The sequence below is a fragment of the Flagellimonas olearia genome, from assembly GCF_009184425.1.
GTDB classification, from domain to species: Bacteria; Bacteroidota; Bacteroidia; order Flavobacteriales; family Flavobacteriaceae; genus Flagellimonas; species Flagellimonas olearia.
The window spans coordinates 436830-452995 of record NZ_WELG01000001.1; the positions used below are offsets into that span (position 1 = coordinate 436830).

9 protein-coding genes are annotated in these 16166 nt (G+C 41.1%); 8 read left to right on the forward strand and 1 reads right to left on the reverse strand.

Annotated features, from left to right (window positions below; translation table 11 throughout):
* Positions 1–56 precede the first annotated feature (56 nt).
* Positions 57–1607 carry a SusD/RagB family nutrient-binding outer membrane lipoprotein gene (locus tag F8C76_RS01745; RefSeq protein ID WP_152131438.1) on the forward strand — a complete coding sequence of 517 codons (1551 nt, stop codon included), beginning with the start codon at positions 57–59 and terminating at the stop codon, positions 1605–1607.
* A gap of 558 nt (positions 1608–2165) precedes the next feature.
* Here F8C76_RS01745 and F8C76_RS01750 read toward each other — a convergent pair.
* Positions 2166–2759, reverse strand: coding sequence for an RNA polymerase sigma factor (locus F8C76_RS01750; protein WP_152130189.1), 594 nt, complete (start codon positions 2757–2759; stop codon positions 2166–2168).
* 452 nt (positions 2760–3211) lie between these two features.
* Here F8C76_RS01750 and F8C76_RS01755 point away from each other — a divergent pair, with 452 nt between their 5' ends.
* The 7 genes from F8C76_RS01755 (at position 3212) to F8C76_RS01785 (ending at position 16110) form a co-directional block, all read left to right on the forward strand.
* Positions 3212–4396 (forward strand): FecR family protein, encoded by a 1185-nt coding sequence (locus F8C76_RS01755; protein ID WP_152130190.1) that lies wholly within the window; start codon positions 3212–3214, stop codon positions 4394–4396.
* A gap of 272 nt (positions 4397–4668) precedes the next feature.
* A complete protein-coding gene (locus F8C76_RS01760) occupies positions 4669–8106 on the forward strand; it encodes a SusC/RagA family TonB-linked outer membrane protein (RefSeq protein WP_170283940.1) in 3438 nt (1145 codons plus the stop codon).
* Between the two features lie 28 nt (positions 8107–8134).
* On the forward strand, positions 8135–9892 hold the full coding sequence (locus F8C76_RS01765; RefSeq protein WP_211372100.1) for a RagB/SusD family nutrient uptake outer membrane protein: 1758 nt from the start codon (positions 8135–8137) through the stop codon (positions 9890–9892).
* A 29-nt stretch (positions 9893–9921) separates the two neighbouring features.
* Complete coding sequence (locus tag F8C76_RS01770) at positions 9922–11415, forward strand: outer membrane protein assembly factor BamB family protein (protein ID WP_170283941.1); 1494 nt, start codon at positions 9922–9924, stop codon at positions 11413–11415.
* A 94-nt stretch (positions 11416–11509) separates the two neighbouring features.
* Positions 11510–13159 (forward strand): alkaline phosphatase PafA, encoded by a 1650-nt coding sequence (pafA, locus tag F8C76_RS01775; protein WP_152130193.1) that lies wholly within the window; start codon positions 11510–11512, stop codon positions 13157–13159.
* 189 nt (positions 13160–13348) lie between these two features.
* Positions 13349–14236 carry an N-acetylglucosamine kinase gene (locus F8C76_RS01780; RefSeq protein WP_152130194.1) on the forward strand — a complete coding sequence of 296 codons (888 nt, stop codon included), beginning with the start codon at positions 13349–13351 and terminating at the stop codon, positions 14234–14236.
* Entirely contained in the window at positions 14233–16110 is a 1878-nt protein-coding gene (locus F8C76_RS01785; protein WP_152130195.1) for an endonuclease/exonuclease/phosphatase family protein, read from the forward strand. Before F8C76_RS01780 ends, F8C76_RS01785 begins: the two co-directional genes overlap by 4 nt.
* Positions 16111–16166 lie beyond the last annotated feature (56 nt).

The following is a 16166-nucleotide window of genomic DNA, read 5'->3' on the forward strand; positions in this document are numbered from 1 at the left end:
AATTAAAAAAAGATATGATGCAAATAAGATGTCTATTATATAAAAGAATAACTTGGATGATGATGGTGGTTACTCTGCTCTTTTCATCCTGCGATAGTGGATTTGAGGATATGAACCAAAATCCCTATGCCTATAACGAACCTGTAATCGGAAGTCTGTTTTCCTATGCTGTCGTGAAGACCGCTGGAGATGGTGATGGAAACACACTGTATCCCAATGATAAGCTGTCCGGTGCCTTCATGCAATATTTTGCCTCACTGAATCCATGGCAATGGACAGGTGACAAATATTTGTACAAGAATGAGTACAACAAAGGTCTTTTTGAAACAGCCTATAATGTTGAGCTGAAAGAAATCCAACAAATGCTCAATCTTCTCCAAGATGACCCAGAAATGAGCAATCAATATAACATCGCCAGGATTTGGAGGGTTTATATTCTGCATCGGGTTACCGATATGTATGGGGACGTACCCTATTTTGAGGCAGGAACAGGCTATATTGATGGCACCTATAAACCAACCTATGATGCCCAATCTACAATTTATGCTGATATGCTGAAGGAATTGGAAGAAGCTTCCCTGGCTTTGGATGCCGGCAAAAGTAGTTTTGGGTCTGCCGACTATATCTATGCAGGAAATACAGATCAATGGAAAAAGTTTGCACACTCGTTGATGTTGCGATTGGGCATGAGACTGACCAAGGTGGATGTTGCAATGGCCGAAACCTGGGCCAAAAAAGCGTTGGATGCGGGTGTCTTTGAAAGCAATGCGGATTTGGCCAAGCTGGACCACACGGATGGTACCTCAAACAATTTTTATTGGTCAGGAAGGGAACTTCGTGGAGGTGAAGGTGTGCCTCCTTCAGCTGAAGGACGAGGGTATGGTAAAATGTCCAAGACCTTTGTGGATCATTTAAAAAACACCAATGACCCAAGGTTGCCATTTTATATCACATTATGGCCAGGAAACGCAGATCCCACCAATTTGCCAACCAGTACCATTCCCGAAGATCAAAGAGGTCTCCCCAATGGCTATGACAATTCCACGATCAAGGAGATCATTCCAGATTGGACAGATGATATGCTTCCCCAGATTTCAGAGATCAATTTGAATACCATTGCCAATAATGCAACACCTTCGATTTTTATCAGTTTTGTGGAAATGGAACTGTTAAAGGCAGAGGCTGCATTGCGGGGCTGGATTACGGGCGACCCACAATCCTTTTATGAGAGTGCGGTAAGGGCCTCCATGGACATGCAGGATATTTATCCCGGGGGTATGAGCGTATCGGAAGGGGAAAAAGACCAGTATTTTTTGGACAATCCCTATAATGCGGGCAGCTTTGATGAGCAGATGGAGCAAATCCATACCCAATTCTGGGCATCTCTTTTCATGAACAATATAGAGGTCTATGCCAACTGGAGAAGAACAGGGTTCCCTGTACTGGTCCCGACCAATTATCCGGGAAATGAAACGGGAGGATTGATCCCAAGACGTCTTCGCTATCCGGAATCCGAAGCAAACCTAAACCCTGAAGCCTATAAGGCAGCTGTCCAGGCACAGGGACCGGATTTATTTACAACCAGAATTTGGTGGGACAGTGAATAATGGGATATCTCCTCAAAATGAGATAAAGTTAAAGCGTTGTTTTGAGTTAGTTTTGATTGAAGAAGCCCCTGTCGTGAGACAGGGGTTTTCTTATCTTACAGGGAAGTGGTCCAAAAAAATGGTGTGTTCATTCCCTAGATCAGGGAACCATATAATACGGGTGTCGAGGTGGCAAGTCTATATATTGATGTATTTATATTGGTAGGGACAGACCTGCTCGATGAAAAAGAATGTGCTGAGTACTGGTTGGCGACAAAAAGTTGGTGGGATGTACCCTAAGGTAAGCCTGACAGATGATAGCATCATTACCGATTCTGCCCGGACTCTCCTGATTTTTACGGGACGTTGCATTACTTCTCAAAGATACTATTGGACTTGATCCGAGATGGAACCTAAAGTATTTCGGATTGTTGAATTCCAGTGGAAACCATTGTATGTTCACTGGGTAACCCTCTTCAAAAAATGTACCTCTTGGAATTGATTAAAAAGAGGATGGTCTTCCAACTCTTTAAACAATCGATTCCAATAGTTAGAATCACCCAAAGCTTTATGAATAGATTATAACGGTCTTAATTTTGGTCCAAATAATAGAAATAAAAAGTTTTTTACTTTCTCCAAGCAACTTTTTCTCAAAATTGAATAGGCTTTGGTGATTTGGCCCTCGACCGCCTTTATGGAAATGCTTAGATGGGATGCAATTTCAGTATTCGTCAGACCTTCTTTCTTGCTCAGTAAAAATACTTCCTTGCACTTGACAGGAAGTTTTTCAATTTCGACACGTATGATATTGATTTTTTTCATGACCATATCATCATTCTCTTCGGAATTCATTTGATCCAGCATTTCAACAAACTTTTTTTCAAGGTTGGAAATAGCTCGGTTTTTATGGTACAGGGTTATAAACTCGTTATAAGCTGTTCTGAATAGAAAACTTTTTATTGGATAAACAGGATCCAATTTATCCCTGAATTCCCAAGTTTTTAAAAATGTATTTTGAATAATGTCTTGGGCTTGTTCATAATCATTGGTCAAAGAAAATACATAACTGAAAATTCTGTCATGATACTTTTGCACCGCAAAGTTATAGGCCTTCTTATTGCCTTGTTTTATTTGTGACACAAGTAATTCATCACTTTCATTGAAACTTTTCATTGGGCTAATGCGTCAAAAATATATTTATAAATGATTGTTGGTTACGGTAACAATTTAATGACAAATATTTTAAAAAAAAATTTTCCAAAATAAGGTCAGGGTTCGCTCTTTATTCTTCTCAAAAGTATTGCTGTAAAAATCCTACAATTGAAAAGTCACTTTCTTAAGTATACCGATCTAGCGTTCAGGGTCAGTGGATTGATGTTTTTTGTCGGGCGATGGTATGCTGGGAACATGGTGAAAGTCCCTAATTGTTTACTTTATGTATGGATTGGATCTTGAACAGTGGAAAGGTTTTCATTTGGGGATAATTCTCCAACAAGCAAGATTGAATGTTAAGGAGAGGTATCCACAATACTCCCCATGAAAGAATTATTTGAAAAAAATATGGAATAAAGCTAGGGTATTCTGAAATGGCTTAGTATTAGGGTAAAATTATAAGTGAACGGTAAATGCAGGCAGAGATTGAAAAATTGATTGTAAAATTTCTAAATAGGACCATTTCCAATGAAGAGGAAGCTTTATTGGAAAAATGGTTGGCAAACCCTGTCAACGAGCATGTATTCCATGATTATGTACAAGTGCATTATGCCATATCAATGGATTGTATCGATGATCTACGTTTGGAACAATCCAAGGATCGCTTGATATTACCTGAAATCGAAAAAGTAAGGTCATTGGATCATAATGTCAAACCCAAAGGTTTCAGTATAAAGCCCTATTTAAAGTACGCAGCCGTCCTGTTGGTCGTAGGGGGAGGGATATTATTGTTGTTGTCCAAAGCGAATGAAATGGAAAATCCTGTTGAAGTGGTTTCGGAAAGCGAAGTGATCATTGCCCCAGGAACCGATAGGGCCATTTTGACCCTAGAGGATGGGAGCCAGATAAATCTGGAAAATGATAGTATATATGAGGCTGATGGGGTGAAGGCAAGCCGTGCCATGATCACCTACAATGCTACGAAAGGCAAGATTTCAAGTGAAGTGCAATACAATTACTTGACCATTCCAAGGGGTGGGCAGTTTTATGTGGAATTGGCCGATGGAACAAAAGTTTGGTTGAACTCTGAATCCCAATTGAAATATCCTAAAAACTTTATTTTGGGAGAAACCAGAAAAGTTGAATTGGTCTATGGTGAGGCGTATTTTGATGTCTCTCCAAGCACCGAACATCAGGGAAGTAGGTTTAAGGTGGTCAACGAAGACCGGGAAATTGAAGTTCTGGGCACAAAGTTCAATGTTAAGGCCTACAAAGATGATATAAATGCTTTGACTACCCTTGAAGAAGGTCTTGTCCGTCTTGATGTGGACGATGAGGAATTTGTCATAAAACCTGGACAACAAGTGGATGTCAATAAACTCACCCATGAAGCTTCCGTTAAATACGTAGATGTCGCTTCTGAAGTGGCATGGAAGGATGGGGTGTTTAGTTTTAAAGGAAAACCTCTGAAAGAAATCATGAAAACCTTATCCAGATGGTATGATGTCAATGTTGTTTTTGAAGATAAAAGTTTGGAAACAGTAAGGTTTAATGGGGTTATACGGAAAGATAAAAAATTGGAAGATGTCCTTGGCATCATGAAATCAAGGAAAATCAATACATATAGAATAGAAAACAAGACCATAATATTGAACTGAACAATAATTAAACCTGATGTAATCTATGGGAATACACTAAGAAGAAGATAAATAAAAAAGGGACAAAGTCTTTCCTCGTCAAAGTAAATGCCTTTATCCCTGAATGGCATTAATTGATTAAACAATATTCAACCAACTAACTATGCGAAATTATGAAATTTAAGTTTACTGCTGCTTTTTTTAAACATAGAAAGCGTTTTTTTATGCTCATTATGAGGACATTCATTTTCCTTTTTTGTGCTTTTGTTTTTGGTTTTGCACCAAATAACCTTGTGTCTCAAAATTCTAGAATCATTGTAAAGGAGGATAAGACCGTAACAGTGGATGAAGTTTTTGACCTGATTATGGAGCAAACTGATTATGACTTTTTTTATGAGGAGGGCATTTTTGATGCCTATCCCAAGGTCAATTTGAAAAAAGGGACCATAAGGACCAACAAACTCCTTAGTGAAGTCCTAGGTTTCGGTAATTTACTGGTTACCGTACAACCCAATAAAACCATCATTATAGAAGGTAAGGTATTAAAGGAGGCTAGCGCTCCGCAAGCTACAGTTTCCGGAATGGTCACGGATGGCTCAGGTCTACCTCTGCCTGGGGCCAGTATTGTCGAGAAGGGGACCATAAATGGGGTGCAAACCGATTTTGATGGAGAGTTTGAAATTACTTTAAAAGGAAAGGATCCGACCATTGTAGTGTCTTTTATTGGATATGAGACTAAGGAAGTGGAAGTTGGAAGTCGGCAGATTGTAAATGTGGTGCTTAAAGAAAGCGTATCAAATTTAAAAGAAGTGGTGGTGGTTGGTTTTGGTACGGTAAGAAAGGAAAATCTGACCGCCGCTGTCGACCAGGTCACCGCGGATGAGTTGGGAAATCGCGCCAATACCAGTATTGTGCAGTCCTTACAAGGGGTAATGCCTGGTCTGAACATCCAGTCCAATAATGGAGATCCTAGACAGAACCCTGAAATCAACATAAGGGGCTTTAACTCGATAAATGGTGGTTCACCGTTGGTGCTGGTCGATGGGATTGCAGGGAATTTAAATTTGTTGAACCCTTCGGATATAGAAACAGTAACGGTTTTAAAGGATGCCGGTTCGGCCGCAATATATGGAGCGAGAGGTGCTTTTGGAGTTATTTTGGTCACGACAAAAAAAGGGAAGGAAGGCTCTGTTAAAGTAAATTACAATAGTACCGTCTCCCTTGCATCACCAACCGTTAGGACTGATTACATTTCGGACCCCGTATTGTATGGAAAAACGGTGGATGCTGCAATTTATGGTTATAACGGAACAAGTTATACGGGCTACACCAGTGATTTGGATTGGGAAAGACTACAATCTGTGGCAGATGGTGTATATGCACCTTGGCAGGAACTTCAGGCTGATGGTACTTATAAGTTCTACGGAAATACGGATTGGTACGACTATTTGTATAGAAAGCAGGTTTTTTCCCAAATCAATGACGTGTCCATTTCGGGAGGGAATGAAACTGTACAGGCGTATCTTTCTGGACGTGTGTATAAATCTGGTACCGTTCAAAAATTACAAGATGAGGATGTCGTACGGAAAAATATAAAAGGGAATATATCATTTAAGGTCAATGACTGGTTAAGATTGTCCAATGATATCCAGTATAATACGGGGAATCAAATTGAGTATGGAGGTCGTGCCGCAGGTTGGGGGTCGACATGGACCTATGATAATAACTATTTGTTTGCCTTTGATTCCCCAATAATTGATGGTGTCCCGTTTAACAGGGCAGGTGGGGTAACATTTGCTTCCGTTTTGACCGGAAATTCCTATGAGGATTACGATTATAAACAGTTGGTAAACACATTCAGTACCATCATCACCCCCTTTGATAACCTAAAGATCAATGTTGATTATAGCTATAGGTTTACCAATACCAATTGGAGTAGGCGTCTAAATCCTTTTCAATCGTTGATTGGTGAACGATTGGAAGAGCAAACTAGGGGATTGAACAGGCTGACAGAACAGAAAACAGAAAATGTCTACAATGTTTTGAACGCCTATGCAAATTATAGCCAAAGTATTGGGAAACACCACAATTTAAAATTGACCTTGGGGTATAACCAAGAGGATTTAAATGAAGATGACGTGATTGCCGAACAAGGAGGACTCTTTGATCCAAACTATTCAAGTTTGAATTTAGGGACGGAGTTGTTACGGGCCGATGGGTCTTCCACCAATTGGGCGGTCCAAGGGGTTTTTGGTCGTTTCCATTATGATTTTGATGATAAGTATTTATTCGATTTTACTGCCCGTTATGATGGGTCTTCCAGGTTTCCGAAGGATAGTCGTTGGGGTTTTTTCCCTTCGGCATCGGCTGGATGGTTTTTAAGTAAGGAGAATTTTTGGGAAGGTATTGAACCAACGGTGAGCATGTTCAAATTACGGGGATCGTATGGTATTTTGGGAAATCAAAATGTGGGGTTGTACACCTTTTCTCAATTATTGGCAATAGATACCACGGATTGGTTGGTTGGTAGCGCCAGATTAAACATGGTCAGCGCCCCAAATCCATTGCCAAGTTCATCTACATGGGAGAATACGGCCACTACCAATTTTGGATTGGACCTTGGTTTTTTTGACAACAAGTTGACAACCTCTTTGGATGTATATAGAAAAGAGGTCACCGATATGTATTTGCCGGGAGAACCTCTACCCGGGGTTTTTGGAGCCAACGAACCTAGGGAGAACAGTGCGGATTTGGAAGTGAAGGGCTTTGAATTGTCCTTGTCATATCAAAATACCTTTACCTTGAAAGGAAAACCATTGCGCTTTAAAGTAGGAGGTAGTTTGAACAATTCCGTTGGAAGAATCACAAAGTATTCCAATCCTAATGGACTATTGAGTTCGTTCTATGAGGGACAGACCTTGGGCGAGATTTGGGGATATAGGACCGATGGGCAGTTCCAATCGGATGAGGAGGCCCTGGAATATCAGAATACCTTTGTCAATCCGGAACTGCATCTATCCGATGTTTATAACTTCGTCTTTAATGGCGCACAGAACAATGCATTCAAAGGTTTAAGAGGTGGGGACGTAAAATATCTTGATGTCGATGGTGATGGGAAAATCCATAATGGGGATAACACCCTTGAAGATCATGGAGATTTAAGGGTCATAGGAAATGCGATGCCAAAATATCAATTTGGCTTTTTGATCAGTTCCGAATGGAACGGGTTTGATCTTTTGGTTCAGGGATCAGGTGTGGGATCACAAGATTGGTATCCTCGAGGTCGAATGTATTGGGGAACTTACGAGCGTCCTTATGTTGCCTATATCAGAAAGGATTTGGTGAGCAATGCTTGGAGCGTTGATAACCCAAAGGGTAATTATCCCCGGATAGAAAGAGGATATACTGCCTTATCATCTAACCGACAGTTAAGTGCTGTAAATGACCACTATCTTGAGAATTTAGGGTATTTAAGGGTTAAGAATCTAACCTTGGGATATACGTTACCGCAAGAAATTACGAGAAAAGTAAGTATTGAACGTTTAAGACTATACTTCAGTGGTGAAAACCTTTTCACCTTTAGATTTGGTGGCTTGACAAAATACCTGGATCCTGAACAGGCCGGGTCGGGAGTGAGTTTGTCAAATCCCAATGCCGCGACAAGTAGTTCAGATGTCGAGGATTATCCGATGAACAAAATGTTTTCTCTGGGTGTGAACATTACACTTTAAGATTGTTGTTTAAGCTAAATTTTAGAAGATGAAAGAGTATAGAAGAACTTTGAATAGGGTGTTCTTTATAGTAATGATGGGTGTGTTAAGCATTGCATGCGATTCAGATTACTTGGATACCCCTCCGGAACACTTGATAGAGGCCTCAAGCTATTTTAAAACAGAAGAACAGTTACAGGCCTATGTCAATGGCTTTTATGATATGCTTCCTGAAGAAGAGGCCTATACGGATGACGCTGCTTCGGATAATGTGATACCACTATCTGTTGCAGAACGTGTTAGAGGCTCAAGAATCGTTCCTACGGCAAGTGGAAGTGGAGGATGGTCTTGGGGAGATTTAAGGACCATTAACTATTTTTTGGAAAATTCCAATAATGTCGATGATACTGATATAGAGCTAAAATACAATGGCTATGCCAAGTTTTTTAGAGCGTTGTTTTACTATAACAAGGTAAAGCGTTTTGGAGACGTGCCTTGGTATGATCAGGTTTTGAACGCTGATGATGAGGGCTTGTACAAGCCTAGGGATTCTAGAAAATTGGTCATGGACAATGTTTTGGCAGATATTGATTTTGCCATAGAATACTTGCCAAGCGAGGTTAGGATAAACGAGATTACCAAATACACCGCGCTGATTTTAAAGGCCAGGATCTGTTTGTTTGAAGGGACGTTCAGAAAGCACCATGGCTTAGGGGATCATGAGCTTTTTTTGAATGAAGCTGTAAATGCGTCGGAGGCTTTGATAAATTCTGGGGTCTATTCCCTGTATTTCAATGGCGATGTCAACACTTCCTATAGGGAGTTGTTCGACATATATGATCAAACCTCCACTGAAACCATTTTGGCAAGGGATTACAATTTGGATTTTATACGACATAATCTTGGTAATTTGGCCACCTCCCCAACCAATGGGTCTTTTGGTGCTGCCAAGGATTTGGTCAATAGTTATTTGTTGGTGGACGGATCGCGTTTTACAGATATTTCAGGATATGACACCATGGAGTTTTATGATGAGATGCAAAACAGGGATCCAAGATTGACGCAGACCATTGGAGGACCTGGATATACCGCGTATTTATCCGAATCCCCAGAAATTGTGGACATTAAGGCCACAACCACAGGGTATAGGGTGATAAAGGGGATTTCAAGTAAAGACCAATGGGGGAACAAATCCTCATATAATGATCTCATTCTATTCCGATATGCCGAGGCACTTTTGATTTTCGCAGAGGCCAAAGCTGAACTGGAAACCATTACCCAATTGGATTTGGATAAGTCCATCAATAAGTTAAGGGATCGTGTAGGAATGCCCCATTTGGATATGACCAGTGCCAATGCCAATCCAGACCCGTATTTAGAGAATATGTATCCCAATGTAAGTTCCGGTTCCAATAAAGGTGTGATTTTGGAGATTCGTCGTGAACGGCGTATCGAATTGTTCATGGAAGGTTTCCGTTGGGATGACTTAATGCGGTGGAAAGAAGGTAAAAAGCTGGAGCAACCGTTGTTGGGCATTTATTTCGGCGGTTTAGGAGCATATGATTTTAATGGAGATGGTGGTGCGGATGTTTATTTGCATGATGGAAATGCTTCAGGGGCACCGGCAGGTACGCCCAATATCATCAATGTAAATGAAAGGCAGCTTACCAATGGAACCTCAGGCAATTTTACTCCTTTTAATCTAAGCATAACCTTTAGTGAGGATAAAGATTACTACTATCCGATTCCCATCGAGGAATTGTTGTTGAATAAAAATTTAGTTCAGAACCCAGGATGGGAGAATTAAGAAAACTAACCATGCAAATAAAGAATCAAATGAATTTTCATAAAATAGTATTGGCCTTGTTCGTTTTTTGCGGGGCGTTTTTAGGGTGCAGTACCGATGAGAAAGAGGCTCCCATTGTTGTCATAGCAACGCCTTTGGTAGAGTTTTCATATACACCTACCGAGATCAGGGCAGGACAGGAGGTAAGTTTTAATGGACGATTTCTGACCGGATCTAGTGCGATTACGTCCTGGGTTTGGAATTTTGGTGATGAGGCCCAATCTTCCGCTGCTTCACAAACGGCAGCTTTTACCTTCCCCAATGAAGGGGTGTATACGGTCACTTTGATCGCTTCGGATAAAAATGATGTTTCTTCAACGGTTACCTATGATGTTACGGTCCTGGAACCTTTGGCAGATCCTTTTGAAGCATCGGTTGTTTGGGCATATAGCAATGAAACCGCGGTAACAAACTATAATGACGGTTCATCATCGCCAGCGATTGCTGATGATGGTACGGTATATTATTTGGAAAGTTTTGGAGGGGCTGAAAGTAGATTGGTCGCAGTGACCGACCATGGAACTACGGCAACAAAGAAATGGGATTATAGTCCTGGGGTTAACTTAAGAAATGCACCGACCATTGGTCCGGATGGCAGTATTTATTTAGGGGCATGGAGTGTTGACGGTATGCGCAAGATCAATGCCCTGACCGGAGCTGAAGTATGGTTTGCAACAACGGGTTCAGGTATTTCCAATTCAACGGCGGCCATAGATGCAGAAGGTAATATTTATGTGGGAACCAGGGCCGAAGGGATTTTTTCATGGACAGCTGGTGGAACGGAGCGATGGAAGTTCAAGGAAGTGACCGGGACAGGGTATTATGCCTCCCCCGTACTTAGCGCCGATGGATCTACTTTATATGCTTTGAAGACCAATGGATTGTTATATGCCATCAATACGGCAGATGGAACGGCAAAGTGGAACGAAGGCATGACTTTAACGGCTGATGCAACCGGAAGTTCATTGTCCCTAGATAGTGATGGAACACTATACTATACAACGGCAGAGGAAGTTGTTGCCGTTACTGATAATGGTACAGGTGGAACGGTTAAATGGAGTTCTGCGGCTGAAGGAGCAAACAGTTCAGGTGTGGTAATAGGTCTGGATGGCAGACTATATGTAGGAAGTTCAACCGGTTTAATGGCACTTGATCCGGAAAACGGTTCCGTGGTTTGGACCTATGAAGCAGCTATGAAGGAATCTGTTCCGGCGGTCGATGCCAAAGGAAATGTGTATTTCGGAACTTCTGATGGAAGGCTTCTTGTTGTAAACCAAGAGGGTGAGTTGTTAAAACAATTGAATTTGACGACCAATGAGGTACACTCCCCGGTTATAGCAGATGATGGTACCGTTTATGTGGAAGGCTATAATGGTTCCAGTATAACATTGTTCAAGGTTGCCGTAGAGAATGGTGAAGGTCCTGTGGATTCCTTTTGGCCCATGAAAGGGAAGAACAAAAGAAACACGTCGTTTGATCTGTGAGTTTAGTTTAGTTAGCAAGTGAAAGAGGGTAAAACCTGGATTTACCCTCTTTTTAAGGGATTGATTTTCAAATTCAAACGGATAACACAGGAAAATGAACCTACTGAATTCCATTAAGACCATATTGTTTTTTATGGTGGCAGCAGTGACTTCTTTCACATACGCCCAGAATGGGGGCCAACCCAAGTTGGTGGTTGGCGTTGTTGTAGATCAAATGCGCTATGAGTATTTATATCGTTTTCAGGATAATTTTACCGAAGATGGTTTTAAACGCTTAATGCGTGAAGGGTTTAATGCCAAAAATACCCATTATAATTATGTGCCAACCGCGACTTGCCTGGGACATGCCACTATTTATACGGGCACAACCCCATCGAACCACGGAATTGTTTCCAATAGTTGGTATAGTAGGGATTTAAAACGTAAAATGTACTGTGTCGAAGACTCTACCGTGTTTCTGATAAACCATTCAGGTATGGAAAGATCAACTGCGAACAAGCATTTTTCCCGATCGCCAAAAAACATAAGGACAACGACCATTACCGACGAACTCAAACTGTTCACCAACGGACGTTCAAAAGTAATAGGGTTGTCGATAAAGGACAGAAGCGCCATTTCCCCGGCAGGACATTTGGCAGATGCAGCATATTGGTACAACGGTAAAACTGGTGATTTTGTCACAAGTTCATATTATCTAGAGGAACTTCCCGATTGGTTGAAGGTGTTCAATGCAAGTAAGAAAGCGGATTCATTGCTTGACTTAAGCTGGAAGCCACTTTTGCCCATAGGGCACTATAGAAACAGCACTGTTGATGATGATGGGTTTGAAAAAGTTTTTAAGGGAAAGGAAAAAAGTGTATTCCCATACCACCTAAAGGAACTGAGGGAATCCAATGGGAATTATGGTCTTATTGCTGAAACCCCATTTGGGAACACCATACTTACACAGCTAATCAAGGCGGCCATACAGGGAGAGAAACTGGGGCAGGGTCTTGAAACCGATTTTTTGGCAGTTAGCTACTCAAGTACGGATTATGTAGGTCATAATTTTGGGATTCGTTCCAAAGAAATGGAAGATACCTATGTCAGGATGGATCGTGAAATAGGATGTTTACTGAAAACTTTGGATCAACATGTTGGAAAGGGGAATTACATCTTGTTTTTGACTGCAGATCATGGAGCCAGTGACCATCCTACATTTTTGAAGTCCAAACAAATACCTGGAGAGTTTTACAGTACAAAGCAACTAAACAAGGTTTTGAACGATCATTTAAAAGCCGTGTTGGGAGATGATGATTATGTTGCTTTTTTCGACAGTACCCAAATTTACTTTAACGAAACAAGTGTTCAAAAAAACCGGGTCATTAAAGAGGCGGTAGTTTTTTTGAATTCCGTTGACGGGATAAAGGAAGTCTTTGCCCCATCGATCTTGGATTGGAATTTGGGCAATAGCGGTATGGGGGAGTTCATAAAGAACAGTTTCAGTCCGGAGGAGTCAGGGGATATTATATACCATACCTATCCAGGCTGGATGAATGAAAGGGCATTTGGAACTACTCATGGAACATCTTACACGAGTGATACCCATGTACCACTCTTGTGGTATGGATGGGGAATACCCAATGGTGAATCAGTAAAACAGACAAGGATAACCCAAATAGCACCGACCTTATCATTTTTATTGAATATTCCGTTGCCCAACTCATCTGACGGCCAAGCTATTGAGGAGCTGTTTTCTAGATGACGCAAAGAATAGGTATATGTCCTAGCCAAGTACTGAAATTTTAGAGGACCGGTTTTGAAAGGGTTGAAAGTACTTTTCCATCCAGTATGGTCAGGGGACGAACAAAGAATTCTTTTGAAAGTTTAATGGGTGGTAAATGATTGTCCATACCCATGTTTTGTAATCCATAGTATAAAAGGTTAATGATTTATGATACTAGTTGCCGATAGTGGATCCACCAAATGTGATTGGGTGATCTTTGATAATAGCGGACAAACCATTTTAAGGATATCGACAAGTGGTATGAATCCAAGATTGCTCAATAGTGGTCAAATGCGTCAAATCGTATATGGCAACAGGGAATTGAACGCCTTGAAAGAAGAGATAGAAAAGGTGTTTTTCTATGGGGCGGGATGTGCAAACGGGAAGTCGTGCACAAATCTTAGAAAAGTACTAGCCGATTTTTTCTCAAATGCCCGGATAACCATTGAAGGAGACTTGACCGCTGCAGTATTGGGTGCCACTTCCAGGCCAGGGGTCGTATGCGTTTTGGGGACAGGTTCCAATTGTTGCTATTATGATGGGGAAAGTATCCATGTCAAGCAGCCCTCATTGGGATATATGGTCATGGATGAGTGTAGTGGGAACTATTTTGGAAAGAAATTGCTACAAGCTTATTTCTACAAGAAAATGCCGCATGAATTGTTTGATAGGTTTGGGAAACAGTATGATCTGTCTTTCGAAGTCATAATGAAAAATCTTTATGGAAATAGGAACCCAAGTTCCTATTTGGCAGGTTTCTCGAGATTTTTGATTGACAATCGAAGTGTTCCTTTTATGGAACGGATCATCAAAAGAGGAATTGGAGAACTGTTCGATGACCTTATCTCATGGTATCAAAAAGAACTGGTTCATCATCCATTGCATTTTGTTGGTTCAATCGGCTATTTTTTACAGGAAGAAATAATTCTCGAGGGCGCACGCAGGGGATATATGATGGGATCTTTTGTGAAAAGTCCAATGGATGGTATCGTTGCTGATAGAACTGATTTGATTGAAAAAGTTAAAACTATTTATAACCAAAATGAAAAACCATGAAAAATAAGTTACGAACGTTAAAATTTTATTTGGTCACATCTTGTTTTGTTTTAGGGGCGTCCTGTTCCAAGTATGATTATACTATTCAGGAAGATAGTGGAATTGCCCCTGAATTTACTGAAAGCGTTGCAAGTTCCGGCAATACCGTTAGTATGTTGACCTATAACATACACCGGGGAAAAGATCGTAATGGAGTTGATAAATTGTCCGATATCGCCACTGTAATCGATTCTTCAGGGGTTGATTTTGTATTTCTTCAAGAGGTCGACAAAAACACGGTGTCATCAGGAGGGATAGACCAGACGGCATGGCTCGCATCCCAAATAAGCGGACTCAATTATTATGCCTTCGAAAAACATTATGACTATGATGGTGGGGAATACGGATTGGGGATATTGTCAAAGTACCCTCTATCGGATATTAGGAACAACCGCCTTACGGTCAGGAGAAGTGGCCAACCCAATAGAACCATAGCACTTTTAACGGCAAGGGCAAAACTAGCCAATGGTAGGATGGTCTCTCTGGCATCTACTCATTTTTCCAGTGATGATAAAGTGGAACAGGCAAATGAAACCATCGAGTATTTAAGATACTATAGTAATTTGCCCATGATTCTTGGTGGGGATCTGAACTCTCTACCGGGCTCCGGGGTCATGGATGTGATGTTAGGACATTTTGACGATACCGAGAATAGGTATTCCAGTTCCATTTATGATTATTTTACGTTTCCAGCACATAATGTCCCAGATTCAACGTATTTGAAAAAGATTGATTACGTACTGGTGGACAAAGCCCATACATCAAGTATAATTTCAAGGGAAGTAATCAAGACACCTAACCCTACAAGAGACCATTATCCCTTTAAAGCTACTGTGGAACTGAAGGATAATCTTTTTGGTGAAGGAAACCTATTGGTTATGCGATATGGAAACGGGACTGCTTTAAGCAGTAAAACCACACAAATTTATGTGGATGAATATTCTCCGTCAGGTACTTTGATCAGGACACTGAACATGCCGGTAACAGACCAAGTTATTGGTGGGGTTGAGTTCAACAAGAAGATTACTGGAATAGGGAGCGGAAATTATGAAGGATTGATGACCTTGTCCCGGGATGGGCAATCCGTTTCTTTGATGGGATACGACCTTGCACAAAATGTAACAGTTCCCTATCCCATATCTGAGCGGGTTGTAGGTTTAATTTCAGCGGATGGGGTCATTAACACCTACACTTCAACAAGTACGGATATCGGTAGCACAAGATGTGTGGCCAGTATTGATGGTAGTGGATTTTGGGCAGTGGGTTCAAAAAGAAATATAAGATACTTGCCTATGGGGTCATCGGGAGTTGCTGCCACGGATTTGGGAGGACCGTCAGGGTCAAGAAGTATTTACTTGTATGACAATAATGAAAGACTGTATCTTTCAACAACCATATCGGGAGGTCCAAGAATTGCCAGAGTAGGTACCGGCTCTGTTCCACCTACAAGCGGGACCCCTACCATACAAGCTTTTCCCGGGTATCCCCTGACAGCTACCTCTCCCAACCAATTTGTGTTGATCGATACAGGTACCAACAATACGCCTGATAAACTTTATGTTGTGGATGATTCGGCAGGGCAAATCTTAAAGTATACTTATTCAGGTGGTTGGGTGGCCCAAGGAGCTGTTTCCGTGCCTGGAATAAAAAGTATAACGGGGGAAATAACATCAGGTACCGTAACCTTATATGTTACAACGATCGGAAGCTCATCTTCGGTTAAAAAAATCGTAAACCCCAGTGGTAGTACCCTTGCGGGAGCAACGGTTCATCATATTGTATCGGCGCCAACAAATACCGTATTCAAGAGTATTGTTTTTGCTCCCACTTTTTAAGTTAGAGTATATAATATCATAGAGTCGACCAGAATTGATGAGGCTTACTTTTTCTG